Raw genomic sequence first — 23,088 nt, forward strand, 5'->3', positions numbered from 1 at the left:
ATAATCAGGCGGTTTGTTCAGCTGCGATGGCGGGGCAGGTTCGCAGCGAGTGGGCGCCGGGCGGTCAGTGCATGGGCGATGGCGCGCCGCACGGGCGGGAAGGCCTGGCTGGCCCGCAGCAGTGTGGTGCGGGCCAGTCGCGCGGCAGGCGTCTCGTTGGTGTAGATCGCGACGATGGCGGTTGTCGCTGCGTAGAGCGGCCAAGTGGCGCGGCGATGCATGCCTTGATAGCGGCGCAGCAGTTCGCTGGCAGCCATATCGCCACGGTATGCGGCAACCTGGGTGATCAGGCCGCCCAATGCCTCCACGCTGCGCAAACCGAGATTGAAACCGTGCGCGGTCACCGGGTGCATGCCGACAGCGGCGTCGCCGATCAGGGCGAGGCGTTGCGCCACGAAGCGGCGCGCATACACGCCGACGAGGGGATAAGCATGTCGCGTGGAGGTGAGCCGCATATCGCCGAAGCGCCCATCGAAGCGGCGACGGATGTCGGCCTGGAAGGCGTGGTCATCCATGGCCATCACACGCTGGATATCGTGCGGGGGCAGGGTCAGCACGATCGAGGCCTCTGCATTGTTCAACGGCAACGCAGCCAGCGTCTGGTGGTGGCCAAACCATTCCAGCGCTTCATCGTGATGCGGCTGTTCAAGCGCCATGCGGCAAACCAGCATGGTCTTGCCGAAGTCATGCATGTCGGCGGCGATGCCCACGTCGCGGCGTACGCGCGAGTGGCGGCTATCGGCGGCGACGACGAGTTTCGCCGTCACGTCGGCGCCGCTCGACAGGCGCAGGCGTGCAGTGTCATCACCCAGCGTCACCGATTCGACCGAGGTACCACAGACCAGCGTCACGTTTGGTTCGAGCTCGATGCTGCCGTAGGCGGCGCGACGAATACAGTGATTGGGCACGAGGTAGCCCAGAGCATCCTCAGCTTCGGAGTTCGGCGTGACGCGCAGTCCGTGCGGCGATTGTCCATTGAGCACGCGTGCTGTGCGCAGCGGCGAGACATCCGCCGGTCACAGCCGCTGCCACACACCGAGCTCATGCAGGAGACGCATGGACCGTTGCGTCAATGCAATTTCGCGTCCATCGAACGGCGGTTCGCGCAGCGAGTCCAGCGACTGCTGCTCGATCAGCAGGATGCTCAGGCCCGTACGTGCCAGCCTTCGGGCAAAGCACAGCCCCGCGGGGCCTGCGCCAACAATCGCGATATCGACATGCATGGGATGCAGGGCCGGGTTGGAGACAGCCTCATGCTAAGGAGCAGCTCCAGAGCGCGCTTGATGCACATCAATGCACGGCGCGACGGATCGCGCTTCGCGCACCTAGATCGTCTCCGCTCCCGCCGGCTCCACCACCGGCGGCGGTTCGGCGCGCAGGCTCTGGCGACGACGAAGCGTGGGAAACATCGTCATCCACAAGCCCACCACCACCAGCGTGCCGATCCCGCCAATCACCGTGGCGTTGATTGCGCCCAGCCACGCGGCGAGCATGCCCGACTCGAATTCGCCGAGCTGGTTAGAGGTGTTGATGAAGATGGCATTGACTGCGCTGACGCGGCCGCGCATGTCGTCAGGCGTGTCCAGCTGGACCAGCGCGCCGCGGATCACCATGCTCACCATGTCGAACGCGCCGAGCGCGAACAGCGCGATCAGCGAAAGCCACAGCACTTTGGACAAGGCGAACACCAGTGTCGCCACGCCAAAGCCGGCCACCGAAGCAAACATGATCGGCCCGACGCGACGCTCCATGCTGTGGCGTGCCAGCCACAGCGACATCAGCAGCGCGCCCACCGCCGGTGCAGCGCGCAGCAGCCCGAGCCCCCACGGGCCGGTGTGCAGGATATCCTTGGCGAAAATCGGCAGCAGTGCGGTGGCGCCACCGAGCAGCACGGCGAACAGGTCCAGCGAAATTACGCCGAGCACGTCGGGCCGACGGCGGATGAAATGCACGCCCGCAAACAAACTCTTCAGCGTGGCCGGTTCGCGCTTCGGTTGCGCCTGCTCGTAACGCATGCGCGCCATCAGCACGACCGCGATGAGATACAACACCGCACACACGCTGTACACCACGCCGGCGCCCGCGACATAGAGCAGGCCGCCAACGGCAGGCCCCATGATCATCGCCGCCTGTCCGGCCGATGCGCTGGCTGCCATCGCGCGTGGCAGGATGGACGACGGCACCAGTGCCGGCAGCATCGATTGCAGTGCCGGGAATTCGAAGGCCTTGGCGACGCCGATCACGAACACCAGCGCGAGTATCGTCGTCTCGTGCGCCAGGTACATCAGACTGATCACGGCGAGTACGGCAATCGCCAGCATGTCCACGATCTGCCCGAACATCACGATGCGACGCCGCTCGAATTGATCGGCCACATGGCCCGCAGGCAAGGCCAGCATCACCGATGGAAAGAACTGCACCAGGCCGATGAGACCCAGGTCGAGTGCGCGGCCGGTGATGGCATAGATCTGCCAACCCACGGCCACCGACAACATCTGGAAGCCAAAGCCCGAGCAGATGCGGGCAAACCAGAACTGCACGAATGCGGGGTGCGAGCGCAGCGATTCCGCAGAAGCTTGCGCGGGAGCAGGGGGCATGAGGGGATCCTTGCGGGGGCGCGACCATTATCGGCAGCTGAAGCGCCATGGCAAAGCACTGCAGCTTCACATGAGTGTGACCGGCTCTTGGCGGCGCCGGCCCTAGCGTGCCGATGTCGCCGCGCCGATGAGGTGAAGCATGGGCCAGTTAGCCGAACGCGTATATACGGACCCTGCCAGGATCCGCCGCCTGGAAGCCCTGGTCGACCAGTTGCCGACCCAAGGCCACGTGGTCTTGCAGATGAGGGACGGCACCAGCTACGACGGCGTCGTGTGCGAACGCCCGAACGTGCAGGTGTTTCGCGATGCGCAGGAAAATGAGGGCATCAATGGTGTCGTGCGTCTGGAGCGGCCCGATGCGCCGGCGTGGACGTGTTACCTGTGGCTGGGCGACATCCATCGCGTGGAGCATCTCGATTCGATGGGCAGCGAGAGCTGAGCTCCCGCTGCCGCCACAAGTTCAGGCGCTTTGCGTCTGCGCCACCAAGCTCGCTTCCGATCGTGCGGCGCGCGGCTTGGCGTCGAGGCCAAACAGCGGACGCAGCCACGGCGTGCGACGGATCACCCACTCATGCAGCGCGGCGCAGCCGCCTACGGTGCCCAACAGCACCAGGGTGGGCTCGAGCACCGGACCGAGCTTGAGCGGAAGCAGCCAGTACGCCACCGCGAGCATCACGCTCTGATGCAGGATGTACCAAGGAAACACCGCTTCGCGCGCATACGGCAACCAGCGGAACGGGCGGTTGAGGTAGCGATGGCCCCAACCCAGCACAGCCACGATGGCGCTCCAGGCGTAGAAGCCATGCAGGGCACGCATGCCCAGCCGCTCGACGGCGATGGCCGATGCCGACCACGTGCCGATATCCATCCGATCCAGCAGCAAATGCGCCGCAAAACAGCACGCGGCCAGGCCCAGCGCGCGATGACGCAGGCGCGCCAGTTCCGACCACAAGGCCGGATGCGTGCCGATGGCGTAGCCGTAGAAGAACATCGTGGCGTAGCCGGCGTGCGCGTACCAATCGCCGATCAGGGCGTGGTTCTGCGGAAAACGGGCCGCCAGCCAGAAGTTGAATGCGACCAGCGGGAGCGCCGGCAGCACCAGCAGCGGCCAGCCTCGCAGGCGATTAACCGTGCCGATGACGCGCTGTCCCCGCGACGATTCCAGCACCGGCAGCAGGGCGATCAGGCCCAGGGTGTAGACCCATACATAGGGCAGGTACCAGAGATGGTTCCAGGTCACGCCGAACTGCCAGCCATCGAAGGCACCCGCCGGCCAGGGGCCGCCAGTCCAGTAGCGCAGCAGGAAGCGGGCAAAGCCCGGGGCGACCAGCCCATTGTCCACGCCTTGCACATACGGCTGGATAGGCACGACCACCGCCATGCCGAACAGCAGCGGGACCAACAGCCGCACCGTACGTTTCCAGGCCAGCCGCGGCAGGCTCAGCCGCCCGCGCAGGAAGTGCACCGCCATGCCGGAAATCAGGAACAGCAGGTCCATGCGCCAGAAGCTCGAGGCCAGCATGGGCTGCTCCAACCAGTCGGCGATATAGCTGCTCTTGAGATGGAACTTCCAGTCGTCGGCCGGGCCGACGTAGAGCATGCCCAGGTGGTAGAGGATCAGCAGGGCGAAGGCCAGGACGCGCAGGGCGTCGATATCGTGGCGGCGGTTCATGAACGGCACTCCGTGGTGGCGATGGCTGCATGCTCCGCGTCACGGCTTGCCGCGTCCGCCGCTAAGTGATTGATCGACCGAAGACAGGGACGAGTGGTGGCCCCCCGGGGACGAAAGGTGCGGACGAAAGCAGCGCTCCACGTAGAATCCCGGGCATGACCCCTCCGTCCTCGTTCGACTACACCCGCTTCCAGCGCTGGCGCCGGCCGTTCGAGACCGGCTTCTGGGTCGTGATGCTGCTGACCAATACCGTCTTCAACGGCATGACCGCATGGTTCGATGCGGTGTATCGCACCCACTGGGTGTCGGGCCTGGAGCCGTGGATCTGGGAGGCCAGCAGCAGCGTGGCCATCCTGACGCTGGTGCCCTTCGTCGTCTGGGCGACCCGGCGTTGGCCGATGCGCTTTGACACCTGGGCGCGCAGCCTCAAGTTTCACTTGGCCCTGAGCGTACCGTTCTGCCTGGCCCACGTCGGGCTGATGATCGTGCTGCGCATGATCGCGTACAGGGTCTTCTTCGACTGGCAGTACCACTTTGGCAAGGACTGGCCGCTGCAGGTGGGCTACGAGTACCTCAAGGACATCCGCACCTATTTCTCGTTCGTGGGCCTGATCACCGCCTACGGCTTCATCATGCGCCGCCTGCAGGGCGAAGCCGCGCTCCTGGCCGAACCCGACGAAGGCCCGCCCGTCGAGCCGGTCGACCGTCCCGAACGCTTCCTGGTACGCAAGCTCGGCAAGGAATTCCTGGTCGCCGCGCGCGAGATCGAATGGCTGCAGGCCTCCGGCAACTACGTGAACCTGCACGTGCGCGGACGCGACTATCCGCTGCGCGCCACCATGGCCGGCATCGAGGAGCGGCTCGATCCCACGCGCTTCGTGCGCGTGCATCGCAGCTATCTGGTGAACCTCGATTACCTCTCCGAAATGGAACCGCTGGAAACCGGCGACGCGCGCCTGACCATGCGCGACGGCGCCACCTTGCCGTGCAGCCGCCGCTTCCGCACCCAACTGCGCGAACGCTTCGGCGACACTCCCGTCAGCGCCTAAGGCCAGTCACCTGTGGGAGCGCACCCCGTGCGCGACTCGGCCGGGCCGAAGACCATCCAGCTTGCACCGCCACTCACCCTCGTTCCACTCTAAGCGCCTAACCGCAACAGGACCTTGCCCATGAACCAGCGCCTCCGCTTCGCCGCCACTACCTTCGGCACCGTGCTCCTGCTTGCCGGCTGCTCCCAGTCGGGCGACCAGGCCCAGGCGCCGCAACAGGCCCAGGCGCCGGCTGACGAATCCGCGGGCAAGCTCGACACCTACCGTCAGTTGCAGCGCATCGGCAACGACGAGATGGCGGTGACGATGGGTAACGAGATCCTCAAGCGCTATCCCAACACCGAGGCGGCCAAGGAAGTGCAGCAGAGCCTCCCGGCGATCGAACAGCGCTACAAGGAAAACAGCGAGAAGAACCGCCTCGCCGGCTTGTGGCTGTACCAAGTGTCGCCGATGCAGGGCGGCACGCAGTCCACCGCCACCATCTATACCAGCCAGCCTTCGGGCGAGGATCGCGTGCGACTGGTGCTGCGCCGTCATACCGAGTGGGGGCAGAACGCGTTTCTGTTCAATGGCGGCCCGCATGGCTTCGTGTGCAAGGGCGTGTGCTCGATCAAGGCGACGTTCGACGGCAAGCCTGGCACCATCCCCGCGTTTGCGCCGACCACGGGCGAGCCGGCCCTGTTGTTCAAGGACGACAAGGGCTTCATCACCCAGCTCGAGAAGGCCAAGAAAATCACCATGGACGTGACCTTGCAGGACGGTGAGAAGAAAGTGACGCTGGTGTTCGAAACGGGTGGCTTCGACCCGGCCAAGTGGCAGCCGGTCAGCAAGTCGTCCGGCAAAAAGAAATAAGGTCCACGCGCTTGCGCGTCATGCGTTTGCAAGACCAGCACTGATGGAGATGAAAATCATGGCAGCCAAATCCCTACTTGCCGCCGTCGCGGTGATCGCAGCGCTCAGCGCCTGCACCCGCGTGGGCAAGGATTACACCTCGCGCATGCAAGCCCGCCAGCAGGCGTACGCCGCCGCCGCCGGCGAACCGGTCAGCAGTTTCCACTACTTCAGCCTGTGGTCGTGGGAGCCTCTGAGCGATACCGAATTGGCCGTCTATACGCGTTCGAACGAAGCGTGGTTGATTGACCTTGACGGCCGCTGCCGCAACCTGGAGTTCACCAACCATATCGCGCTGACCTCAAGCGCCAGCGAAGTGTCGGCGAAATTCGACCGCGTGATTACGGGCGGTGCTGATGCGCCGTGCTTCATCAAGCAGATCCGGCCGGTGGATATCAAGAAGTTGGATTCGCCGCAGCAGGGGAAGCCGAGGGAAGTTGAAGAGGCGGCGCGGCCGGCGAAGTGAGGGTGCTGTTCCGCTATTTGTAGGAGCGCACTTGTGCGCGACCAGCCGACGGAGCGGTGCACCCAAGCGCTATGGTCGCGCACAAGTGCGCTCCTACAAGGGTTTCGCACGCTGTGGCGCCCATTCAATCTTGCGATCGCTCTTTGTGGGAGCGCACCCTGTGCGCGACAAGCCTACGGAGCGGTACACCCCAGCGTCGCAGTCGCGCACAGGGTGCGCTCCCACAGACAAGCCGGCATGACAAAGGGTGAGCTTCGAAGCCGGCGCGCAGCGAGTTCTTTTTTAAATCCTCGCCGCGCTGCGGTGTACCGAGCTCACCACTGCGTCCGCCCTGGCAACAAGCCTTTGAGCTCCACCTCGGTCAGGTTGCGCCACTGGCCCACCTTCAGGTGCCCCAGCTTCACGTTGATCACGCGCACGCGTCGCAACTGCGTGACCCGATAGCCAAACTCTGCGGCCATCAGGCGGATCTGGCGGTTCAATCCCTGCGTAAGAATGATGCCGAAGCCAAACTTGGCGATCTTGCGCACCTTGCACGGCTTGGTCATCTGGCCGTGGATGCGCACCCCCCGCGCCATGCCTTTGAGGAAATCGTCGGTCACTGCCTTGTTCACCGCCACGAGGTATTCCTTCTCGTGGTTGTTCTCGGTACGCAGGATCTCGTTGACGATGTCGCCGTTGCTGGTGAGCAGGATCAGGCCTTCCGAATCCTTGTCGAGGCGGCCGATCGGGAAGATGCGTTCCTTGTGGTCGACGAAATCGACGATGTTGTCCTTCACCGTCTGATCGGTCGTGCAGGTGACGCCGACCGGCTTGTTCAGTGCGATGTACACGGCGCGCTTGGCGGCCGGCGTCGCCGCCAGCACGCGCGCCTTGACGATCTCGCCGTCTACGCGCACTTCGTCGCCTTCCAGCGCCTTGGCGCCGGTGCTGACGACTTCACCGTTGATGGTGACGCGACCGGCCAGCAGCAGCTCGTCCGCCTCGCGGCGGGAGCAGATGCCGGCTTCGCTGATGTATTTGTTGACGCGCATGGATCGAATCTTTCTGTCTACTGTGGGAGCGCACCCTGTGCGCGACAACCAACGGAGCGGTACGTTGCGGCGTTGCAGTCGCGCACAGGGTGCGCTCCCACAGGTGATTCGCTCTTACGAACGCAGGCCGATGCCGCGCTTGAGCAGGTGTAGCGCAACAGCCGCGAGGCCAACCACAAACACCAGCATCACCGCGAACGCCACGCCAATCTGCACGTCGCTCACGCCGAGCACGCCGAAGCGGAACGCGTTCACCATGTACAGGATGGGATTGACCATCGAGATGCTGCGCCACGGCTCGCCCAGCAGGTCCACCGAATAGAACACGCCGCCGAGGTAGGTGAGCGGGGTGAGCACGAAGGTGGGCACCAGCGCGATGTCGTCGAATTTCTTGGCGAACACCGCGTTGACGAAGCCCGCCAGCGAAAACACCGTGGCGCCAAGCAGCACCGAGAGGAAGGTGATGACCGGGTGCGCCACGTGCAGGTCGGTGAAGAACAGCGCGATCAGCAGCACCAACGCGCCAACCACGAGGCCACGCGTGACCGCGCCGGTGACATAGCCCAGCAGGATCACCCAGTTCGGCATCGGCGACACCAGCATTTCTTCCACGGCGCGGCTGAACTTGGCGCCGAAGAACGAGCTGGAGATATTGCCGTAGCTGTTGGTGATGATGCTCATCATGACCAGGCCGGGCACGATGTACTGCATATAGGTGAAGCCGTGCATCTGTCCGATGCGGCTGCCGATCAGCTTGCCGAAGATGACGAAGTACAGCGTCATCGTGATGGCGGGCGGGATCAGCGTCTGCGTCCAGATGCGCATGATGCGCACGATCTCGCGGCGGACGATGGTGTTGAGTGCAACGAGGTTGCCCGTGCCGTTCATGCGGCCTTCTCCGTGGTGTCCTTTCGGCCGTTCTCGACAAGTCGCACGAACAGTTCTTCCAGACGATTGGTCTTGTTGCGCATCGAGGTCACCGTCATGCCGCGCTCGCTCAGGCCCGCAAACAGGGAGTTGAGATCGTGCGAACGGGACATTTCCGCTTCCACCGTGTGATCGTCGATGCGGCGCAGCGTGATGCCGGGGATGGTGGGCAGATCGGTCGGCGCATCGTTCACGTCGAGCACGAAGGTCTCCACGTCCAACGAGGACAGCAGGCGCTTCATCGAGGTGTTCTCGATGATGGTGCCGTGGTCGATGATGGCGATGTTGCGGCAGAGGTTTTCGGCTTCCTCGAGGTAATGCGTGGTGAGGATCACCGTGGTGCCGGCGGCGTTGATGCCGCTGACGAACTGCCACATCGAACGACGGATCTCGATATCCACGCCGGCGGTGGGTTCGTCGAGGATCAGCAGCTTGGGCTCGTTCATCATCGCGCGGGCGATCATCAGGCGACGCTTCATGCCGCCGGAGAGCATGCGCGCCTGATGGTGGGCCTTGTCCCATAGGCGCAGTTCCTTGAGGTACTTCTCGGCGCGCTCCATCGCGACCTTGCGCGGGATGCCGTAGAAGCCGGCCTCGTTCACGCAGATGTCGAACGGCTTCTCGAACTGGTTGAAGTTGATTTCCTGCGGCACCAGGCCGATCAGCTGCATGGCCTTGCCACGCTGCTTGTTGACCGAGACGCCGAATACCTTGGCGTCGCCATCGGAGGCGTTCACCAGCGAGGAAAGAATACCGATAAGGGTGGATTTGCCGGCGCCGTTGGGGCCGAGCAGGGCGAAGAAATCGCCGGGCTGAACCGTGAGACTGATGCCTTTGAGGGCTTCGACGCCGTTGTTATAGGTCTTGCGCAGGTTTTCGACGACCAGCGCGGGTGTTGAAGAGGGGGACATGGGCTGCACCGAAGGGGCCAGCCTTCTATTATACGTGGCTTGCTCTCTCGCCCGGCCTCGGCCGACGCACGCACTGTTTCCCGGAAAACCCCATGGCAGATCATTTTCAGCTCCGTCTCGTCGACAGCACCATGCTGGCGCCCACCGTCCGGCACATGGCTTTCGAGCGCGCCGACGGGCAGCCGCTGGCCTTCACGCCGGGGCAATTCCTGCAGATCCACTTCCATTACGACGATGGCAGCGCCACCAAACGCAGCTATTCGGTGGGTACGGTGGGTGACGGCTCCTCTCCGGTGCAGCGCATCGAAATTGCCGTGAGCTATGTGGAAGGCGGCGCCGCCACCAAGTTGCTGGGCGAGCTGCCAATCGGTGGCGAGATCAGCGCCAGCGGCCCCTACGGCCGCTTCTGCCTGCAACCGGGCGACAGCAATGGCCGTTATCTGCTGCTGGCCACCGGCACCGGCGTGACGCCGTATCGCGCCATGCTGCCCAAGATCACCGAACTGGTGAAGCAGGGCCGCGAAGTGGTGCTGCTGTACGGCGCGCGCAACGAAACCGAGCTGCTGTACGGCGAGGAGTTCGAAGCCTTCGCCCAGGCCAACCCCGGTTTCACCTTCCATGGCTGCCTGAGCCGCCAGCCGCGCGACGTGCCGCGTCCGAACGATCGCCCCGGCCATGTGCAGCAGGTGCTGGCCGAGCTGGCGCCCAGCGCCGAGCGGGACATCGCCTATCTGTGCGGCAACCCGAATATGGTCGATGCGGCGTTTACCGCCCTGAAGGATTTCGGCCTGCCGGTGGCGCATATCCGCCGCGAGAAGTACGTCTCCTCACGTTGAGTCGCGCAACCGTTCCTAAACCGTTGCCCAACAAGACGCTCAAGTTCGGCTGAGACCGGCCGCTAACCGGATCAGCCCAGCGACGCCCTTCGCTGCTTCCCAATCCGTAGTTCTACGGGTCGTCTTCCCGACGCCTGCCAAAAACGTGACGCAGTTCACGCTGCGAAGACCTGCCCGGGTTTTCGATATCAAGCGCAAGGGGCCCACGCCGATAGATCCCAACAGGTATCCCCAAAAAGGGGGGTGCGGGAAGGGGCATTTATGAAGGGCTGGATTCGCAAGACCTGGATGGGTTGCGTCATTGCCATTTCATTGGCGTCGGTGGCGCATGCAAACACGGGCACCATCACGTTTTCCGGGGCCGTCGTCACGCCGACCTGTTCGCCCGATCAAGGGCGGCTTGCCAGTGGCGCGGGCGCCATAGGAACCTCGCACCTCGCTTGCACAGGCGTCGATGCGGCCGCCGATGGTTCGCAACTCTATGAGCTGCGGGTCACGGCGCTGCAAGGCTCTGCGCTGGCCGGCGATCGCGTTATCAAGTATTTCGCCGGCTATGCCAAGGATATCGGCACCGATACGGCATCACTTAAGTTGCTTACGCAAACGTTTGAGTGACGCCGCCAACGGCCGGCTTCCTACTGATAGGTCACGACGAAGGTGATGGTTGCGCTGACCTGTCCTGGGCCAATCGCTTGTGCGCTCGTTCGGTAATACCGGGCGAAATAGGGGATGGACATCGTTCCCGCGGTGATTGCGACCGGGGTCTGCTTGGTGCCGCGAACATTCACGGCGACGCCGCTTCCATTAAGAATCTGCACGCCGACGTTGGTGGCAAAACCGGTGCCGGTGGTTGGCAATATGACGCCCGTCGTGTTCGTGCTGGGGTTGCTGGCCGTCATGGCGATGACCAGTTTCTGGTTGGACGACAGGCATGTGAAGTTGATCGAGAACGGCGTCTGGTTCGCCGTCGCACCCGCCGTCCCCAGCGCCGCCGAGAATGCCGCTGGCAACTGCACGGTGAGGTTTTGCGAGTCGGTATTGACGCTGCAGGCGCCATTCTTGATTGCGCTGCTGGCGAGTGTCAGCGCCGCGGACATCTTGGTGCTGGATGAGTTCGCCGAGCCGCCCGAGATGTACCACCAGAACGGAATAAGTGTGTTCGCCTTGATCGTGCCGGCGGTAATGGGCCCGGTGACGATGAGCTTGCCCACGTAGGTGGCGCTGGTCGATCCGGAATAGCTGCCCACGGCGGCCCCGCCTGGCGCTGTGACCGAACCGACCGGGTAGCCGGCCAGGCTGTTGGGACCGTCGTTGACGTTGCCGCTCTCGCTGCTTGCCTGTACCGGCGTTGCGGTCACCAGCAGTGCCACGCCGGTGACACCGGTGCTGAAGCGGATGCCAGGGCCGGCAGGGACATTGGTCGGATCGAGCGTGGCCAACGTCTGTCCCGCCTGAACGGTGGCAGTGTAGTCGTTGGACGACTTCGTGGTGATTGGCAGGCCCGTGCAGTTGAACGTGATCGTGACGGGGTTGGAGGTGGCCAATACCGTGCCGACAGCCGGCGACTGCCCGGTCAGGATGGTGACATCGGGAAACGACATCTGACTGGAGGCGCCGCTGCAGTTGGCGGCAGCGGCGGCCAGGGGAGCCCAGGCCGTGCCGACGATGATCAGCAGCAGACAGGCGAGTCGATGGGCAAGCCCAATCCGATGGCGCGAAACGGGCTTCATGAACCACTCCTAGAGACCTGTGCCACCACGCGCGGCTGGGCACAGGTGACTTGAATTTGCTGATAAGCGGTCGCGTTCTTGCTCTTCGCCGGAAGCTGGTAGGAGAACGAGCAGGCCTGTTGCTGGCCACCATCGTCGACCCACCGGGCAGTCAGCACGCCGCTCTGCTCGACGCCGCGCGCCAGGATCTGGCCGGCTTGGCCGACGACGCCGAGCACGCTGCCCTTCTCGTTGGAAACTTCGGCACCGAAGGGCAGTGCACGGCCGTCTTCCGTCTTCGCCTGAGCAATGATGGTGCGACCCGTGTCGGTCTTGAACTTGAGCATCACCACGGCGCCTGCGTGCGGGGCGACCTGGGCGCTGGTCGAATCCAGCTGCACATCCAGCGGAAGGCCCTTGGGGTCGACCGTGATGGTGTTGAGGCTGTAGGGCTGCAGATAGGGCACGAGCGCATAGCCGCCATGGTCGATGCGCACGCCAGCGGAATTTCCCAGGCGCGCACCGGCAGCGCCGGGGACTTCGATAATACCTACCGTATCGCCGATCGGCTGGCCGAAGGTGATGCCACCCGGATGCGCGACGATCGCACCGCTGGCGCTGAACGACGCCTGCGAATAGCCGCTGCCATCGCCGTAGGTCGCATTCAACACCGCGTAGGGGCTGCGATAGCCGCCATTGATGGAGGCGGAATTGCCGCTGCCGCCGCTGCTGCTGTGCGTCGCGGTGGCGCCATAGGTGTATTGGCTGTCCGCACCCGCGGAGCCGGTCAGCATGGCCTGTTCCTGATTGCCCGAGGACTGGTCATGCGTGGCATTGAAGGAAAGCGTCGGTGCATGCGCGCTGTTGCCAAGGGGCACGCTGAAGCTGGCGAAATATTGATTGTCGTAGCGACCCAGCGGATCGCGCGTGCGCGTCGCCGAGATGTTGTAGCTCACGCGATGAAAGCTGTTGCTGTATCCCGCCTGGAACTGGGTGTCGGTGCCGGTCCTGTTCCAGTAGTCGCTGGCGGCGGTATTGACGAAAATCGTGCCGCCGCTTTCACTGATGCGCTGGCTGAGCGTGAGCGTGAAGCGATTGCGCTGGCGCTGAAGCGCGGTGCCATTGAGAACAGGGTTATAGGTCGAGCCGGCGAGTGCAGCCTGCTGGGCCGGGGTCAGGATGCTGGGGGCCGCCACGCCATCGATGGTGGGTGAAGTGGCAGGCAGCAGCGCGTCGAAAGCGTTCAGGCCGTGGCGTGCGTAGTCGCGTGCCAGCGCTGCATCCGTGAGGCTGAGAAATCCACTCGTGGAATAGCGATACGCGGCAACCGACAGCGAGGTGTTGGTCTCGGGAATGATCTTGCTGTACGTCACGCGCATGCTCTGCCCGGACTGTGATGCGTAGCCCGGAATGGTGGCGTGCGACTGAGTGAGGTCGACGGCGACCGCGCCCAGCTTGGTGTTCACCGCGCCGCCCACCAGCACCGCAGCGTAGCCTTCCGAACCCGCCAGGCCGGCATAGCCGGTCAGCAAATTGGTGAAGCCGTGCTGGAGCGTCGCCTGGCCCACGGCGGGCGTGTCGTGGACGTTGGCGACACGCAGTTGGCCCAGGGCAACATCGAAGCGCGTGGTGCCGGGGCGAAGCAGCTGGGCCACCGATGCGTAGGGCACGACCATCGTGCGAACGCGCCCGTCGGCTTCGGTAATCGTCACGTCGAGATTGCCGCCGTAGCCGGTCGGGTAAAGATCGTTGACGGAGAAAGGACCCGGAGCGACCGTTGTTTCGTAAATGACCAGGCCATTCTGGCGCACGGTTACCCTGGCATTGGACTCGGCAACGCCCTGGATCACCGGTGCGTAGCCGCGCAGCGAATCGGGCAGCATGCGGTCGTCGGTTGCCAGCTGCACACCGCGCACGCCGTAGCTGTCGAATACTTGTCCGTCGGTATACGAATCGCCCACGGTGAGCTGCGCGCGCATCGAAGGAATATCGCGCTGCACATACGTGTCGATGTTTTGCCAGTGGTTGCTCGATGGCGCGCCTGCGACGCCGGACTGCCAGCTCACCGTGGAGTCCTGGCGCAGGTGCCAGGCACCCACGTTGAGACCGAAGTTCAGCCCCAGATAGGCCGACGTCTGGCTGATGCCGTGGTTGTCCATGTGATACGTGTTGAAGTTGTAGTTCAACAGCGCGGCGGGGACACCCTCGTCCCAGTATTCGGGGCTGACATACCCACGCGCGGCCTGCCCCATGTACACCTGGGGAATGCTGGCGTCCAACTGCAGGGTCGCCATGTCAAAGGCCATCGTGGCGTCGGGGATCAGGTCCCCGATGGCGATGCATCCTGTCTGGTTCTCGAGCTTCGCCTGCGCCTCGGTCGAGAGCGCCGACGGAGACAGCTTCAACTGCTCCAGCAACTTTTTATCGACGCAAGGAACAGCACTGACCTGGCCGCTCACCGCGGCAAAGCGCACATTTGCGCGACCGGCATGCGAGCCGTTGACGTAAAGATCGACGCTGTAGTTACCCGGCGACACCGGGTTGCCGCGCTCGAAGCGCGAGAGGTCGGTCGTATTGTCGCCTGCGCCGGACAGCAGGCTGCGATCAAAGCTCGCTTCCATCGCGCTGGCGTCAGCGCCACTTGCAGCAGCCGCTGCTGCATGCGCCGCGCAGCCCCACGTGCCAAGCACGGTCGCGATGCCCGTCCACAGCACGGCCTTTCGGCATGCCATAAGACGGTAGCGACCGGAAGCCGGGCGTTGGGCGCGGGCGTTGCTCACGGGGCGATCACACCGTTGAAGCCGACGTTGGCGCCAAAATCATTGATGGCGTCGAATGCGACCGGCGTGCCGCTGGCGGGCGACTGCTTGAGATCCTTCACTGCCAGGCGCTGGCTGCCCATGGGAGCGACCATGCCCGGCTCGGCCGAATAGTGCGTGCCACCCACCGTGAACTCGACCTTGGAAAAGGTCAGGTAGAACGGGGACGGGTTGTGCACTTCCAGCGAGTAACCCTGGCCATCGGAAACGGCCTTCCAGGTCACCTGTGCCGGTGCCTTCAGGGCATCACCCGGCAGATTGGCCGGGCGATAGAAAAGTTTGATCCGCGAACGGACGGCAAATTGCAGGATGTTGGCGTTCGCCGCATCCGTACCCGCCGGCTTGGGCGGCACTTCCAGCACGTTAAGCCAAAACAGCGATTCGCGATCGCGCGGCAACTGGGCGGCCGTGCCAATGATGCGCAGGCTCTGGTCCTTGTTGCCTTCCATGCGGAACAGCGGAGGGGTGATCAGGAAAGGCACGTTGGCCTTGTCCGGCGTCGACTGGATGTCGCCGTCGTCAACCCATGCCTCGACCAGGGCAGGGCGCTCCCCGCGATTGGTCAGGCGAACGGTGACTTCGTTGTCCTGGGCAGGAAACACTACACGCGTGCCGCCGACCACCACGCCGGCATGGGCGCTGGCAGCGAACAGACAAAGTGTGAGCAAACCCGCGCGCAGGGCGCAGACGACGGTCTTCATAGGGGGATTCCAGAACGGGCTGCAGGAGTGGTGCGGCGAACCAGGCGGTCCGCCGCACCGGGTGAGCTACTTACAGGTAGTTCATCGTGAACTGCACGGAGGTGTTCACCGCACCGGCAGTGGCGACGCCCGTCGCGAAGTACTGCGCGAAGAAGTTCAGGGTGGCACCCTTGGTGGTGGTGCCGGTCAGGTTGGTGAGCAGCGAGTTCTGCGCATTGGCGGTGGCGCCGTTAAGCGGCATGACCACCGAGTTGCCGTTCAGCAGCTGCACTTCGACGTTGGTGGCATTGCCGGCGCCGGTGGCGTTCTTCAGATTGCCGTCGGTGGTGTTGATGTTGGCGCCCGAGAAGAAAGCCTGGACCGTCGACAGGCTGGAGTCGCAGCCAGCGACCACGAGCGAGAAGCCCGTCTTGTTGGCCACCGAGCCCGAGCCGGCGAGCACCGGAGCCAGAACCAGCGGCAGCTTGACCGCCACGGCGTCGGAAGTGCCGAAAGCGTTGCCGTCGACGGTGCAGGTCTGTGCCACGACCGAGCCGGTGACGGTGATGACGCCGTCGACGGCCTTGGCCGGGGTCGGAGCCATAGCCATGGCGCCGAAGGCGGTGGCGAGCACGGCGGAGAGGAGAAGCTTCTTCATACCCATGTCCTTTTGAACGTTTGGTGGATACATCGTGTTTGGTGCGCTCCCGGACCCTGGGCAGGTGCCCCCGCAGCGCTTTCTTAGGCTTCTGGCCCGTACCCCTCGGGCCGGTTTCCAGTTCGCTTACCCGCCTCAAAGCAACCCCCGTGCCAACGCCGACGAGACGCTCAAAACCCCGCTATCTGCCGAAAGTGAGAGGTAGTTGTTAAATGCAAGTGACGAATTTTGTGAGTCGAGCTGGGTCACATCGGACGCGTTGGGCAGCTCAATGTGCAAATTGGGTCACATTTTCGGAGTTGTCTGATGGCCAAAACCGTTAAGTTTTGCGTCAGGTCGGCCGATACAGACCTCCGTGTAAAGCGTGCTTGACACGCCTGGGCGGCCGGACGTAGCCTGTGTCAAGTCAGCTTGACACCGGACCCAGGGCCTCTATGTCTCGCCTCACCTACCGGCAATACCAGCGGCGCACGCTGTTCGCGATCACCCTCTATACGGTGTTCATGCTGTCCGTCTGGCCGATCGTCCATACGGTCAGCAGCCTGCCTCTGAAGATCCTGCTCGCGCTGGCGCCGCTGCTGCCGATGTTCTACGTGCTGGCGCAGCTGGCCCGGCTTATCCGCGACAGCGATGAGCTGGAGCAGCGCACCCATCTGATCGGTTTGGGCGTGGCCACCGGGGTGACCGCGGCGCTCAGCCTGCTGGGCGGCTTCCTGTCGATTGCCCAGGTGCTGCCGCTTGATGGTTCGGTGCTGATCTGGGTGTTCCCGCTGATGATGGCCTGCTATGGGGTCACCCGCTGGTACGTGGCGCGTGCCTATGGGCATGACACGGCTTGCGCGGGCGAGAGCGGTCTCGCGCCGGCGGGTCGTTTGCTGCTGCTTGCCCTGATCACCGGCGTGGCGGCGTTCTATGCATGGCGACATGATTGGGACAGCTTCCGCGTGGGGCTGTTGTGCGGCATGGCTGGCGCGTCTGCTGTGCTTGGGCTGCTGCTGGGCGTGTGGCGTTGGCGCGCGCGTGGGCTGCCCGATGAATAACAGCAGCCACCGCGCCCTGGTGCGCGTACCGTGAACAATCGCGTCCGTGAACTGCGCGGCGAGCACGCCTGGTCGCAGGCCGATCTGGCCGAGCGTCTGGATGTATCGCGCCAGACGGTGAACGCGATCGAGACAGGCAAGTACGATCCAAGTCTGCCGCTGGCCTTCAAGATTGCGCGGCTGTTTGGCCTTTCCATCGAATCGATCTTCGAACCGGAACCGCCGGTGGCACCACCGGTGATTTCGCGACATCCAATGGAGTGAGGGGAGTACACCCATGGCAAGCAAAGGACGAACCGCCTTTCGCATAGGCATCGCAGTCATCGCACTGGCGATCCTGGGCTGGAAGCAATTTCATCCACAGGCGCGCGCGGACTCGAAGGACACTGCGGTTTCCGCCGACACGACGTCGACGCCCGCCAAGCCCGCCAAAGCACAAACCTGGACGCTGGGTTCGCTCACGCTCTCGCCGTGCGAACTGGGGGAACCCAACAGCGGACTGTCCACCGCGGCGTGGTGCGCACCGTTCGAGGTGCCCGAGAACCGCGTCGATCCGAACAGCCGCAAGATCCACCTCAAGCTCGCGGTGATACGCAGCAGTGCACAAGTAGCGAGCAAGGACATGCTGGTGATGCTGGCGGGCGGTCCGGGGCAGGCGGCCACGGAATCGTGGCCGGGCGTATCGACCGCTCTGCAGCCGCTGACCCAGCATCGGCACGTGCTGCTGCTCGATCAGCGCGGCACCGGCGGCTCCAATCCACTCACCTGCAAGGACGAAGGCGAGGGCACGGAAGGCGGCTCCGAAGATATCGACGCGAGCGCCGAGCGCCAGAAGCAGGAAACCGAGCGATGCCTCAAGCAGCTCGACGGCAAGGCCGACCCGCGCTACTACACCACCACCATCGCCGCGCAGGATCTGGAAGACGTGCGCAAGGCGCTGGGTTCGCCGACCTTCGACCTGGTCGGTGTGTCCTACGGCACGCGCATGGCGCAGCAATACGCCATGCATTATCCCAAGGCCGTGCGCAGCCTGGTGCTCGATGGCGTGGTGCCGAACGAATTGGTGCTCGGCGAAGACTTTGCACGCAACCTCGATGACGCCCTCAAGGCGCAGTTCGCGCAGTGCACGGCGAACGAGGCATGCCGAAAGCGTTTCAACGATCCGTACCAGACGCTGTTCCAGCTGCGCGATGCGCTGCGTGCCAATCCGCACAAGGTGAGTTTCCGCGATCCGCAAACCTACCAGAGTGTGCAGCACACCCTTAGCGAATATTCGCTGGCCAGCGTGGTTCGCATGTTCGCCTATTCACCGCTCACGGCCGCGCTGCTGCCGTTGTCCATCGATGCCGCCGCGCATGGCGACGTTGGTCCGCTGCTAGGGCAGGCCAAACTGCTGTCGGGCGATCTCTCCGACACCATGAATGGCGGCATGCAGCTTGCCGTGATCTGCAGCGAGGACGCCGACCTGCTGACGCCGCGCGAGGAGGATGCGCACAGCATCCTGGGTACGCGCATGGTCGACACGCTGCGCAACACGTGTTCGGTGTGGCCCAAGGGTGATCGCCCGGCCGATTTCCACGAGCCGTTGAAAACCGATGCGCCGGTGCTGCTGTTCTCCGGTCAGTTCGATCCCGTCACACCGCCGCGTTACGGCGAGCAGGTGGCGAAGAACCTGCCCAACTCGCGCCATCTCGTGCTGACCGGTCAGGGTCACAACGTGATCAACGCAGGCTGTGCGCCACAGATCGTCAAGCACTTCATCGAAGACCTCAACCCCAAGGCGCTCGATACCAGCTGCCTGGAGCGGATGCATCCCACGCCGACCTTCATCGACTTCAACGGAGCGACGCCATGATCGAAGTAAAGGATTTACACAAGGCGTTCGGCGCCGTGAAAGCGGTGGATGGCGTCAGCTTCAAGGCTCGCGACGGCGAGATCACCGGCCTGCTCGGTCCCAACGGCGCCGGTAAAACCACCACCTTGCGCATGCTGTACACGCTGATGAGGCCCGATCGCGGCCAGGTGCTGGTGGATGGCATCGATGCCGCCACCGACGCGCTCGCCGTACGGCGCCAGCTGGGCGTGTTGCCCGATGCGCGCGGCCTCTACAAGCGCCTCAGCGCGCGCGAGAACATCGACTATTTCGCCCGCCTGCACGGACTCCCGGAGGACTTGATCGTCAGTCGCCGCGAGGCGTTGGTGAGGGCGCTCGAGATGAGCGACTTCGCCGATCGGCGTACGGAAGGTTTTTCCCAGGGCCAGCGCGTGAAGACGGCGATCGGGCGCGCGCTGATCCACGATCCGCGCAACGTCATTCTCGACGAACCCACCAATGGCCTGGACGTCATGGCCACGCGCGCGTTGCGGCAGTTCATGCAGCAGCTGAAGAGCGAGGGTCGCTGCGTGCTGTTTTCCAGCCACATCATGCAAGAGGTGGCGGCGTTGTGCGATCGCATCGTGGTCATCGCCAACGGACGTGTGGTGGCCGACGAATCGCCGGCGGCGCTACGCGACCAAACGGGTGAGGCTAACCTCGAGGACGCCTTCGTGAAGATCATCGGCAGCGAAGAGGGCCTCGCCGCATGAACATGAAAACCGTAACTCCCGTTGCACGCACGCGGGCCTTCCTCACCGTGTACCTGAAGGAAGTGCGGGAGAACCTGCGCGACCGGCGCACCATCATGAGTGCATTCCTCACCGGCCCGTTGCTTGGGCCGATCATCATGGTGATGTTGCTCAACATCACCCTGAACCGCCAGCTGGACAAGGCCGAGAAGCCGCTGCCGGTTCCGGTGGCCGGGGCCGAGTACGCCCCCAATCTGATCAACGCATTGAAGGCCGAAGGCATCGTGCCCAAGCCCGCCATCGCCAACCCTGAATTGGCCGTGCGCAAGCAGGATGCCGACGTGGTGCTGCGCATTTCGCCCGACTACGCCACCGCGTGGCGCAAGGGTGAAGCCGTGCAGGTGGAGTTGATCTATGACTCCTCGCAACGCGATGCCAATGCTGCGGTGGATCGCCTGTCGCAAGTCGTCGAAACGTATGCACGCCAGCAGGGCGCGATGCGTCTGGTATCGCGCGGGCTTTCACCCAGTACCGCGTGGCCGGTAGTGGCCGCCAAACGTGACCAGGCCACCGCACAGGCGCGCGCGGCCCTCGTGTTTTCGATCCTGCCCTATTTCTTCGTGCTCACCGTGTTCATGGGCGGCATGTACCTGGCAATCGATCTGACTGCCGGCGAACGTGAGCGGCAATCGCTGGAACCGCTGTTCGCCAACCCGGTGGCGCGCTGGAAGATCCTGGCCGGCAAGCTGGCGGCGATCTGCACGTTCTCTGCGATCAGCCTCTTGATCAGCCTGTTGGCGTTCGCTGTGGTGGGCCGCTTCATTCCCACGGAAAAACTCGGCATGGAGCTCGACCTAGGCCTGCGTTTCAGTGGACAGGTGCTGTTGCTCATGTTGCCGCTGATCGTGCTGCTGGCAGCGCTGCAGTCCATGGTGGCGGCGTTCGCCAAGAGCTATCGCGAAGCGCAGACCTATGTCTCGCTGCTGATGTTCGTGCCGATACTTCCCAGCATCCTGCTCTCCACCATGCCCATCAAGGCGCAGGAATGGATGTATGCCGTGCCGTTGCTTGGACAGCACCTGGGCATCATGCAATTGCTGCGCGGCGATGGTGTCACGGCGGACCAGTTTGGCCTGTGCTTGGCGGGCAGCCTGGCTGCCTCGGTTCTGGGCGTGCTGGCGACGGCGCATCTGTATCAGTCAGAGCGGTTGGCGATTTCGGGCTGAGGTCGGCGCCGCTCTAGTGCTCGTCATTCCGGCGCAGGCCGGAATCCAGTTTCGGTGCATCAGGTTTTTCGCGAAGGCCATGCGCTTCGCAACTGGATTCCGGCCTGCGCCGGAATGACGGAAATGGAGGTGGCCGCAAGTGGCTTGCCGCGCGCTACCATGGTGCTTTCTTTTTATCGAGAAAGCGCCATGCGACGCCATCTGCTCGCCCTCAGTCTCATCGCCGTCCTGGCCGGCTGCAGCTCGCACGATAACAACGCGCCCGCCGGCACCGCTTCCGCTCCGGTGCCGGCCAGCACCACGCCGACAGTGCCGCCGCCGTCGACGGATGCAGATATCGCCACCCAAGGCCTGGCCAACTACGCGTCGGTCAAGCTCACGGCGGATCTTTCCCGCTTCGACGACAAGCAGAGGCAAATGATCGCGCTGCTTATCGAGGCGGCGGATGTCACCAACGACATCTACTGGCAGCAATCGTGGGGCGACAAGGCTGCCTTGATGGCGCGCATCCCCGACGAGGTCACACGCAAGTACGCCGAGATCAACTACGGCCCGTGGGATCGCTTGAACAACGACCAGCCGTTTGTCGCCGGCGTGGGCCCACGCCCGCCGGGGGCGCAGTTCTATCCGGCTGACATGACCAAAGAGGAATTCGACAAGTCCGATCTGAAGGACAAGGCCGGCCTCTACACCGTACTGCGTCGAAATGCCCAGAATGCACTGGCGGTGGTGCCTTATCACGACGCCTATCAGGCCGATCTGCAGCGTGCCGCCGGACTGCTGCGCCAGGCGGCGGATTTGTCGGCCGACAAGGAGTTCGCGGGCTATCTCAAGAAGCGCGCCGATGCCTTGCTCAGCGACGACTATCGCCCCAGCGATTTCGCCTGGATGTCGATGAAGAACAATCCGGTCGACATCGTGATTGGTCCCATCGAAACCTATGAAGACCAGCTGTTCGGCTACAAGGCCAGCTACGAAAGCTATGTGCTGGTGAAAGACCAGGCCTGGAGCGCCAAGCTCGCGCGCTTCACCAAGTACCTGCCCGAACTGCAGCGCGAGCTCCCGGTGGACGACAAGTACAAGGCCGAGAAGCCCGGCGCCGATGCCGACCTCAACGCCTACTTCGCCGTGTATTGCGCGGGCGACGCCAACGTCGGCGCCAAGACCATCGCGATCAACCTGCCCAACGACGAAGAAGTTCAGCTGAAGAAAGGCACGCGCCGCCTGCAGCTGGAGAACGTGATGCAGGCGAAGTTCGACAAGATCATGTTGCCGATCGCCAAGGAGTTGGTGGCAGACGATCAGCAGTCCCACCTCACCTTCGATGCGTTCTTCGAGAACACCATGTTCCACGAAGTCGCGCATGGCCTTGGCATCAAGAACACGCTCAACGGCAAGGGCATGGTGCGCACTGCATTGAAGGACCAGGCATCGAGCTTCGAAGAAGGCAAGGCCGACATCCTCGGCCTCTATATGGTCAGCAAGCTCGCCGGAAAAGGTGAGCTGGACAAGACCAAGCTGATGGACAACTACGTCACCTTCCTTGCCGGCATCCTGCGCTCGGTGCGCTTCGGCGCCAGCGATGCGCATGCCAAGGCCAATATGGTGCGCTTCAACTTCTTCCAGCAACAGGGTGCTTTCACCCGTGACGCCAAGACGGGGCGCTATCGCGTCGACTTCGACAAGATGACCGCCGCGATGAACGCACTCTCCGCCAAGTTGCTCACCATCCAGGGCGATGGTGACTACGACGCTGCCAAGCAGCTCACCGACGGCATGGGCAATGTCGACGCCACGCTGGCGGGCGATCTGAAGCGGCTGGATAAGGCGAAGATTCCGGTGGATGTGACGTTTGAGCAGGGGTTGGAAACGCTGGGCCTCAAGAAGCCGTAACCCTGGTGCACGGTGCTCACTGTGGGAGCGCACCCTGTGCGCGACACAACGAAGCCGCCGCCCCCATCCACATCGCAGAGTTAAAGGTCGCAGGCCTACGATTCACTCAGAACAC

General features: G+C 63.8%; 22 protein-coding genes and 1 pseudogene. 12 read left to right on the forward strand and 11 right to left on the reverse strand.

Annotated elements, in window-relative coordinates; all coding sequences use genetic code 11:
- Positions 1-17: 17 nt before the first annotated feature.
- The 3 genes and pseudogenes from ubiM to AC1DMY_RS18430 all read right to left on the reverse strand — a co-directional run.
- Positions 18-1,001: pseudogene (gene ubiM, locus AC1DMY_RS18420) on the reverse strand (5-demethoxyubiquinol-8 5-hydroxylase UbiM); the annotation flags it as partial.
- Between the two features lie 15 nt (positions 1,002-1,016).
- Complete coding sequence (locus tag AC1DMY_RS18425) at positions 1,017-1,223, reverse strand: FAD-dependent oxidoreductase (RefSeq protein WP_477166320.1); 207 nt, start codon at positions 1,221-1,223, stop codon at positions 1,017-1,019.
- Between the two features lie 102 nt (positions 1,224-1,325).
- Positions 1,326-2,597, reverse strand: coding sequence for an MFS transporter (locus tag AC1DMY_RS18430; protein WP_477166321.1), 1,272 nt, complete (start codon positions 2,595-2,597; stop codon positions 1,326-1,328).
- 139 nt (positions 2,598-2,736) lie between these two features.
- Here AC1DMY_RS18430 and AC1DMY_RS18435 point away from each other — a divergent pair, with 139 nt between their 5' ends.
- The gene (locus tag AC1DMY_RS18435) at positions 2,737-3,036 is read left to right on the forward strand and encodes a DUF3247 family protein (RefSeq protein ID WP_477166322.1); all 300 of its coding nucleotides are present in this window, start codon (positions 2,737-2,739) and stop codon (positions 3,034-3,036) included.
- A 21-nt stretch (positions 3,037-3,057) separates the two neighbouring features.
- Here the strand turns inward: AC1DMY_RS18435 and AC1DMY_RS18440 are convergent, their stop codons facing one another.
- Positions 3,058-4,269 (reverse strand): acyltransferase family protein, encoded by a 1,212-nt coding sequence (locus AC1DMY_RS18440; RefSeq protein ID WP_477166323.1) that lies wholly within the window; start codon positions 4,267-4,269, stop codon positions 3,058-3,060.
- A gap of 155 nt (positions 4,270-4,424) precedes the next feature.
- On the opposite strand from AC1DMY_RS18440, the gene AC1DMY_RS18445 reads away from it, so the two are divergent.
- The 3 genes from AC1DMY_RS18445 to AC1DMY_RS18455 all read left to right on the forward strand — a co-directional run bounded on the left by AC1DMY_RS18445 (position 4,425) and on the right by AC1DMY_RS18455 (position 6,675).
- Positions 4,425-5,318: a LytTR family DNA-binding domain-containing protein gene (locus tag AC1DMY_RS18445; protein WP_477166324.1), complete on the forward strand. Its 894-nt coding sequence runs from the start codon at positions 4,425-4,427 to the stop codon at positions 5,316-5,318.
- A 120-nt stretch (positions 5,319-5,438) separates the two neighbouring features.
- The gene (locus AC1DMY_RS18450) at positions 5,439-6,170 is read left to right on the forward strand and encodes a hypothetical protein (protein ID WP_477166325.1); all 732 of its coding nucleotides are present in this window, start codon (positions 5,439-5,441) and stop codon (positions 6,168-6,170) included.
- 58 nt (positions 6,171-6,228) lie between these two features.
- On the forward strand, positions 6,229-6,675 hold the full coding sequence (locus tag AC1DMY_RS18455) for a DUF6491 family protein (protein ID WP_477166326.1): 447 nt from the start codon (positions 6,229-6,231) through the stop codon (positions 6,673-6,675).
- A gap of 314 nt (positions 6,676-6,989) precedes the next feature.
- On the opposite strand, the gene AC1DMY_RS18460 is transcribed toward AC1DMY_RS18455, so the two are convergent.
- The 3 genes from AC1DMY_RS18460 to AC1DMY_RS18470 all read right to left on the reverse strand — a co-directional run bounded on the left by AC1DMY_RS18460 (position 6,990) and on the right by AC1DMY_RS18470 (position 9,547).
- On the reverse strand, positions 6,990-7,709 hold the full coding sequence (locus AC1DMY_RS18460; RefSeq protein ID WP_477166327.1) for a pseudouridine synthase: 720 nt from the start codon (positions 7,707-7,709) through the stop codon (positions 6,990-6,992).
- Between the two features lie 114 nt (positions 7,710-7,823).
- Positions 7,824-8,597: an ABC transporter permease gene (locus AC1DMY_RS18465; protein ID WP_441605543.1), complete on the reverse strand. Its 774-nt coding sequence runs from the start codon at positions 8,595-8,597 to the stop codon at positions 7,824-7,826.
- Positions 8,594-9,547 (reverse strand): ABC transporter ATP-binding protein, encoded by a 954-nt coding sequence (locus AC1DMY_RS18470; RefSeq protein WP_477166328.1) that lies wholly within the window; start codon positions 9,545-9,547, stop codon positions 8,594-8,596. Before AC1DMY_RS18470 ends, AC1DMY_RS18465 begins: the two co-directional genes overlap by 4 nt.
- A gap of 92 nt (positions 9,548-9,639) precedes the next feature.
- On the opposite strand from AC1DMY_RS18470, the gene AC1DMY_RS18475 reads away from it, so the two are divergent.
- Together AC1DMY_RS18475 and AC1DMY_RS18480 are read left to right on the forward strand one after the other, a co-directional pair.
- The gene (locus AC1DMY_RS18475; protein ID WP_477166329.1) at positions 9,640-10,383 is read left to right on the forward strand and encodes an FAD-binding oxidoreductase; all 744 of its coding nucleotides are present in this window, start codon (positions 9,640-9,642) and stop codon (positions 10,381-10,383) included.
- A 261-nt stretch (positions 10,384-10,644) separates the two neighbouring features.
- Positions 10,645-10,998, forward strand: a complete 354-nt coding sequence (locus tag AC1DMY_RS18480; protein ID WP_477166330.1) for a hypothetical protein — start codon at positions 10,645-10,647, stop codon at positions 10,996-10,998.
- Positions 10,999-11,018: 20 nt separating this feature from the next.
- On the opposite strand, the gene AC1DMY_RS18485 is transcribed toward AC1DMY_RS18480, so the two are convergent.
- The 4 genes from AC1DMY_RS18485 to AC1DMY_RS18500 all read right to left on the reverse strand — a co-directional run bounded on the left by AC1DMY_RS18485 (position 11,019) and on the right by AC1DMY_RS18500 (position 16,249).
- Complete coding sequence (locus AC1DMY_RS18485; protein WP_477166331.1) at positions 11,019-12,113, reverse strand: fimbrial protein; 1,095 nt, start codon at positions 12,111-12,113, stop codon at positions 11,019-11,021.
- On the reverse strand, positions 12,110-14,872 hold the full coding sequence (locus tag AC1DMY_RS18490) for a fimbria/pilus outer membrane usher protein (protein ID WP_477166332.1): 2,763 nt from the start codon (positions 14,870-14,872) through the stop codon (positions 12,110-12,112). The genes AC1DMY_RS18485 and AC1DMY_RS18490 overlap by 4 nt, the downstream gene beginning before the upstream one ends.
- On the reverse strand, positions 14,869-15,612 hold the full coding sequence (locus tag AC1DMY_RS18495) for a fimbrial biogenesis chaperone (RefSeq protein WP_477166333.1): 744 nt from the start codon (positions 15,610-15,612) through the stop codon (positions 14,869-14,871). The genes AC1DMY_RS18490 and AC1DMY_RS18495 overlap by 4 nt, the downstream gene beginning before the upstream one ends.
- Before the next feature lie 70 nt (positions 15,613-15,682).
- A complete protein-coding gene (locus AC1DMY_RS18500) occupies positions 15,683-16,249 on the reverse strand; it encodes a fimbrial protein (RefSeq protein WP_477166334.1) in 567 nt (188 codons plus the stop codon).
- Positions 16,250-16,683: 434 nt separating this feature from the next.
- On the opposite strand from AC1DMY_RS18500, the gene AC1DMY_RS18505 reads away from it, so the two are divergent.
- From AC1DMY_RS18505 to AC1DMY_RS18530, 6 genes are all read left to right on the forward strand, one after another.
- A complete protein-coding gene (locus AC1DMY_RS18505) occupies positions 16,684-17,289 on the forward strand; it encodes a hypothetical protein (RefSeq protein WP_477166335.1) in 606 nt (201 codons plus the stop codon).
- Between the two features lie 30 nt (positions 17,290-17,319).
- Positions 17,320-17,553 carry a helix-turn-helix transcriptional regulator gene (locus AC1DMY_RS18510; protein ID WP_477166336.1) on the forward strand — a complete coding sequence of 78 codons (234 nt, stop codon included), beginning with the start codon at positions 17,320-17,322 and terminating at the stop codon, positions 17,551-17,553.
- Positions 17,554-17,566: 13 nt separating this feature from the next.
- Complete coding sequence (locus AC1DMY_RS18515) at positions 17,567-19,144, forward strand: alpha/beta hydrolase (RefSeq protein ID WP_477166337.1); 1,578 nt, start codon at positions 17,567-17,569, stop codon at positions 19,142-19,144.
- Entirely contained in the window at positions 19,141-19,875 is a 735-nt protein-coding gene (locus AC1DMY_RS18520; protein WP_477166338.1) for an ABC transporter ATP-binding protein, read from the forward strand. Before AC1DMY_RS18515 ends, AC1DMY_RS18520 begins: the two co-directional genes overlap by 4 nt.
- A gap of 2 nt (positions 19,876-19,877) precedes the next feature.
- Positions 19,878-21,080, forward strand: a complete 1,203-nt coding sequence (locus AC1DMY_RS18525; RefSeq protein WP_477166339.1) for an ABC transporter permease — start codon at positions 19,878-19,880, stop codon at positions 21,078-21,080.
- Between the two features lie 189 nt (positions 21,081-21,269).
- Entirely contained in the window at positions 21,270-22,973 is a 1,704-nt protein-coding gene (locus AC1DMY_RS18530; protein ID WP_477166340.1) for a dipeptidyl-peptidase 3 family protein, read from the forward strand.
- Positions 22,974-23,088: the final 115 nt, after the last annotated feature.

The organism is Dyella sp. 01L423 (assembly GCF_056399945.1).

Excerpts from the sequence above, each read along its gene's own strand:
- AC1DMY_RS18425 (WP_477166320.1), bottom strand. The coding sequence starts at position 1,223 with ATGCATGTCGATATCGCGATTGTTGGCGCAGGCCCCGCGGGGCTGTGC.
- AC1DMY_RS18430 (WP_477166321.1), bottom strand. The coding sequence starts at position 2,597 with ATGCCCCCTGCTCCCGCGCAAGCTTCTGCGGAATCGCTGCGCTCGCAC.
- AC1DMY_RS18435 (WP_477166322.1), top strand. The coding sequence starts at position 2,737 with ATGGGCCAGTTAGCCGAACGCGTATATACGGACCCTGCCAGGATCCGC.
- AC1DMY_RS18440 (WP_477166323.1), bottom strand. The coding sequence starts at position 4,269 with ATGAACCGCCGCCACGATATCGACGCCCTGCGCGTCCTGGCCTTCGCC.
- AC1DMY_RS18445 (WP_477166324.1), top strand. The coding sequence starts at position 4,425 with ATGACCCCTCCGTCCTCGTTCGACTACACCCGCTTCCAGCGCTGGCGC.
- AC1DMY_RS18450 (WP_477166325.1), top strand. The coding sequence starts at position 5,439 with ATGAACCAGCGCCTCCGCTTCGCCGCCACTACCTTCGGCACCGTGCTC.
- AC1DMY_RS18455 (WP_477166326.1), top strand. The coding sequence starts at position 6,229 with ATGGCAGCCAAATCCCTACTTGCCGCCGTCGCGGTGATCGCAGCGCTC.
- AC1DMY_RS18460 (WP_477166327.1), bottom strand. The coding sequence starts at position 7,709 with ATGCGCGTCAACAAATACATCAGCGAAGCCGGCATCTGCTCCCGCCGC.
- AC1DMY_RS18465 (WP_441605543.1), bottom strand. The coding sequence starts at position 8,597 with ATGAACGGCACGGGCAACCTCGTTGCACTCAACACCATCGTCCGCCGC.
- AC1DMY_RS18470 (WP_477166328.1), bottom strand. The coding sequence starts at position 9,547 with ATGTCCCCCTCTTCAACACCCGCGCTGGTCGTCGAAAACCTGCGCAAG.
- AC1DMY_RS18475 (WP_477166329.1), top strand. The coding sequence starts at position 9,640 with ATGGCAGATCATTTTCAGCTCCGTCTCGTCGACAGCACCATGCTGGCG.
- AC1DMY_RS18480 (WP_477166330.1), top strand. The coding sequence starts at position 10,645 with ATGAAGGGCTGGATTCGCAAGACCTGGATGGGTTGCGTCATTGCCATT.
- AC1DMY_RS18485 (WP_477166331.1), bottom strand. The coding sequence starts at position 12,113 with ATGAAGCCCGTTTCGCGCCATCGGATTGGGCTTGCCCATCGACTCGCC.
- AC1DMY_RS18495 (WP_477166333.1), bottom strand. The coding sequence starts at position 15,612 with ATGAAGACCGTCGTCTGCGCCCTGCGCGCGGGTTTGCTCACACTTTGT.
- AC1DMY_RS18500 (WP_477166334.1), bottom strand. The coding sequence starts at position 16,249 with ATGAAGAAGCTTCTCCTCTCCGCCGTGCTCGCCACCGCCTTCGGCGCC.
- AC1DMY_RS18505 (WP_477166335.1), top strand. The coding sequence starts at position 16,684 with ATGTCTCGCCTCACCTACCGGCAATACCAGCGGCGCACGCTGTTCGCG.
- AC1DMY_RS18515 (WP_477166337.1), top strand. The coding sequence starts at position 17,567 with ATGGCAAGCAAAGGACGAACCGCCTTTCGCATAGGCATCGCAGTCATC.
- AC1DMY_RS18520 (WP_477166338.1), top strand. The coding sequence starts at position 19,141 with ATGATCGAAGTAAAGGATTTACACAAGGCGTTCGGCGCCGTGAAAGCG.
- AC1DMY_RS18525 (WP_477166339.1), top strand. The coding sequence starts at position 19,878 with ATGAAAACCGTAACTCCCGTTGCACGCACGCGGGCCTTCCTCACCGTG.
- AC1DMY_RS18530 (WP_477166340.1), top strand. The coding sequence starts at position 21,270 with ATGCGACGCCATCTGCTCGCCCTCAGTCTCATCGCCGTCCTGGCCGGC.